The sequence below is a fragment of the Litorivivens sp. genome (genome assembly GCF_041625495.1).
Lineage (GTDB): Bacteria > Pseudomonadota > Gammaproteobacteria > Pseudomonadales > Spongiibacteraceae > Litorivivens.
The window spans coordinates 1-3699 of sequence record NZ_JBFJTH010000254.1 but is presented as its reverse complement, the minus strand read 5'-3'; the positions used below and the strand labels follow the sequence as shown (position 1 = coordinate 3699).

At 55.6% G+C, this 3699-nt stretch carries 3 protein-coding genes; all 3 read right to left on the bottom strand.

Translation table 11 applies throughout. From position 1 onward, the window contains the following. Positions 1–338: 338 nt before the first annotated feature. A complete protein-coding gene (locus ABYP39_RS18000) occupies positions 339–1943 on the bottom strand; it encodes a carboxyl transferase domain-containing protein (protein WP_372759955.1) in 1605 nt (534 codons plus the stop codon). Between the two features lie 71 nt (positions 1944–2014). Continuing rightward, positions 2015–3184, bottom strand: coding sequence for an isovaleryl-CoA dehydrogenase (locus ABYP39_RS17995; RefSeq protein ID WP_372783989.1), 1170 nt, complete (start codon positions 3182–3184; stop codon positions 2015–2017). A 21-nt stretch (positions 3185–3205) separates the two neighbouring features. Next, entirely contained in the window at positions 3206–3616 is a 411-nt protein-coding gene (locus ABYP39_RS17990; RefSeq protein WP_372749198.1) for a MerR family DNA-binding transcriptional regulator, read from the bottom strand. Positions 3617–3699: the final 83 nt, after the last annotated feature.

Genomic DNA, 3699 nt, shown 5'->3' with positions numbered 1-3699 from the left:
CTGCGCTTCTCGGCGCCTCCAAAGGGGAGTCGGGGGTGCCTACTGTTGGTTCTGTGGCACTGTTCGATCCAGCTCGGCAAGCCCCCTTTGGAGCAGCTGAGCACTGGAGCAGCCGGTGGATGAAGCAAACGGGTGTCTGAGCCCGATAGGGCGAGTTTCCGTTTGCGCCACCGGATGCGAAGCGCGCAAGGGATCGGTTGGAGCGCAGCGGAGACCGACTGCGGAACAGGGTGCCCTTTTTCTTGGTGACTTCTTTTTGGGCATGCAAAAAGAAGTCACTCGCCCAACAGGGCGAAACCTGTTCCATCACCAACCATCGCTAACGCGACAGCGTCCAATTACATCCGGAAAACCCCAAACTTAGTCTCCTCAATCTCCCGATTAAGCGATGCTGCCAAACTCAATCCCAATACCCTACGAGTATCCGCAGGATCAATAACCCCATCATCCCAAAGCCGCGCCGAGGCATAATAAGGATGCCCCTGATGCTCATACATCTCCAGTGTAGGCTTCTTGAATTCAATCTCTTCTTCGGCAGACCATTCCTTGCCTTCGCGCTCAAGCTGATCGCGCTTGATCTGCGCCAGGACACCGGCGGCCTGTTCGCCGCCCATCACCGAGATGCGGGCATTCGGCCACATGAACATAAAGCGCGGGTCGTAGGCGCGGCCACACATTCCGTAGTTGCCGGCGCCAAAGGAACCGCCAATCAATACGGTGAGTTTGGGTACCTGGGCACAGGCTACGGCGGTAACCATTTTGGCGCCGTGTTTTGCGATGCCGCCGGTTTCGTACTGTTTACCCACCATAAAGCCGGTGATGTTCTGTAGAAAGATCAAGGGAATTTTGCGCTGGGCGCACAGCTCTACAAAGTGGGCGCCTTTCTGGGCAGACTCGGAAAACAGTATGCCGTTATTGGCCACAATGCCAACGGGCATGCCGTACAGGCGAGCAAAGCCACAGACCAGGGTGGTGCCGTAAAGCGCTTTGAACTCGTCGAACTCTGAACCGTCGACAATGCGCGCAATCACTTCGCGTACGTCGTAGGGTTTGCGAGTGTCTTTTGGAATCACGCCGTAAATTTCTTCCGGGGCGTATAGCGGTTCTTTTGACTCGGTTATATCCAGCTGTTGTGGTTTGGTGCGGTTCAAGCGCGAAACGGAGTTGCGGGCTAGTTGCAGGGCGTGGTGATCGTTATTGGCGTAGTGATCGGATACACCGGAGGTTTTGCAGTGCACGTCGGCGCCGCCGAGTTCTTCGGCGGTAACCACTTCCCCTGTTGCAGCTTTTACCAGCGGTGGGCCGGCGAGAAATATAGTGCCCTGATTTTTAACAATGATAGATTCATCGGCCATGGCGGGAATATAGGCGCCGCCAGCGGTGCACGAGCCCATCACGACGGCAATTTGCGGAATACCCTTTGCCGACATATTGGCCTGATTGAAGAAGAAACGGCCGAAATGGTCGCGGTCCGGGAACACGTCATCTTGACGGGGCAGGTTGGCGCCACCGGAGTCCACCAGATAGATACAAGGCAGATTGTTTTCAGCGGCGATGCTCTGGGCGCGCAGATGCTTTTTAACGGTCAGGGGGTAATAGGAGCCACCTTTCACGGTTGCGTCGTTGGCAACAATCATACATTCCTGACCGGCGACACGCCCCACACCGGTGATGATGCCGGCTGCAGGTACATAATCGTCATACACTTCCCAGGCCGCCAATTGCGATAGTTCCAGAAAGGGTGAACCGGGGTCGAGCAGGGCGTTGATACGCTCGCGGGGGAGCAGCTTGCCGCGCTCGGTATGGCGCTTCTGGTATTTCTCGCCGCCGCCGAGACTGATCTGGGCGATCTTGGCGCGCAGGTCGTCAACCAGTGCCTGCATGTGTGTCCGGTTGGCTTCGAAGTCTTCGGAGCGCGGATTGATTGTGCTGTTAATGATCATTGCCTTTTTCCTTTTAAACTCTGGCGAGTTTTTTCGCGGGCCCGCCCGCGAACAGAATTACCCGCCAGGCCTCACGCAGTTTCCTTAAACAGTTCCCGACCAATCAGCATGCGGCGAATTTCGGATGTACCAGCGCCTATCTCATAGAGCTTGGCATCGCGCAAGAGCCGCCCAGTCGGGTATTCATTGATATAGCCATTGCCGCCCAGTGTCTGGATGGCTTGTAGCGCCATCTGCGTAGCGCGCTCGGCGGTGTAAAGAATTACGGCTGCAGCATCCTTGCGGCTTTCTTCGCCGCGATCGCAGGCGCGCGCTACCGCATAAAGATAGGCGCGGCTGGCATTGAGCTCGGTGTACATGTCGGCGACCTTGCCCTGCATAAGCTGGAATTCGCCAATGCTCTGACCAAACTGCTTGCGGTCATGAATATAGGGCACCACTACATCAAGACAGGCCTGCATAATGCCGACCGGGCCGCCAGACAGAACGGTGCGTTCGTAGTCGAGACCACTCATTAATACGTTTACCCCACGGCCTTCACCACCGAGTATATTTTCAGTGGGTACTTCGCAGTCTTCAAATACCAGTTCGCAGGTGTTGGAGCCGCGCATGCCCAGCTTGTCGAGTTTCTGGGCGCGGGAGAAGCCTGGGAAATCGCGCTCAACAATAAATGCGGTCATGCCGCGCGGACCGGCGTCGATATCGGTTTTGGCGTAGATCACATATACATGGGCGTCAGGGCCGTTGGTAATCCACATTTTGTTGCCGTTGAGAATGTAGCGGTCGCCTTTTTTCTCGGCGCGCAATTTCATGCTAACAACATCGGAACCCGCATTGGGTTCAGACATGGCCAGTGCGCCGACGTGCTCGCCACTGCACAGTTTGGGCAGGTATTTGCGGCGCTGTTCGTCGGTGCCGTTTTTGAAAATTTGGTTTACACACAGGTTGGAGTGCGCGCCGTAGGACAAACCAACCGAGGCCGAAGCCCTGCTGATTTCTTCCATTGCTACGCAGTGGGCGAGATAGCCCATATTGCTGCCGCCGAATTCTTCACTGACGGTTACCCCGAGCAGGCCCAGGTCGCCGAACTTCTTCCACATGTCCATGGGGAATTCGTTGTCGCGATCAATAGCCTCAGCGCGCGGCGCCAGTTCCGTCTGGGCGAGGTTATAGGTCATATCGCGCAGCATCTCGATATCTTCGCCGAGACCAAAATTCAAAGTGGGGTACGGTGTGTTCATGGTTTGCCCTTCCAAAAATAGTTATATGGATGTGGTGACGTGTTTCATAAGTGTCAGTGCATCGGCGCAACGCGCCTCGGCTTCATCCAGCTCGCGCATCATGGTGTGCAAGTCGTGTAGTTGTTGCTTGAGGTGTTCGCGTTTTTCGCGAATCTTGTCGATCAGGGTTTGCAGTTGTTGGCTGTTGTCCTGATCCGGGTGGTACATCTCGATGATGTCCTTGCTTTCTTCCAGCGACAGGCCGAGGCGCTTGCCGCGCAGAATCAGAATCAGTTTGACCCGGTCGGCCGCACTGTAGATGCGGGTCTGGCCATTACGTTTGGGCTGGAGTAGCCCTTTTTCCTCGTAAAACCGGATGGCACGGGTGGTAATGCCGAATTCCTCTGCCAGCTGAGAGATGGAATAGGAGCGTTGCTTGGTGGAGGTGGTCACGTGGGTAACCCCGGTTTTATACGATGAAGGGATTCTAGCGCCTAGTTTACGTTAACGTCAACGTTAGTGTTGTGTGATTTTTG

Excerpts from the sequence above, each read along its gene's own strand:
- ABYP39_RS18000 (WP_372759955.1), bottom strand. The coding sequence starts at position 1,943 with ATGATCATTAACAGCACAATCAATCCGCGCTCCGAAGACTTCGAAGCC.
- ABYP39_RS17995 (WP_372783989.1), bottom strand. The coding sequence starts at position 3,184 with ATGAACACACCGTACCCCACTTTGAATTTTGGTCTCGGCGAAGATATC.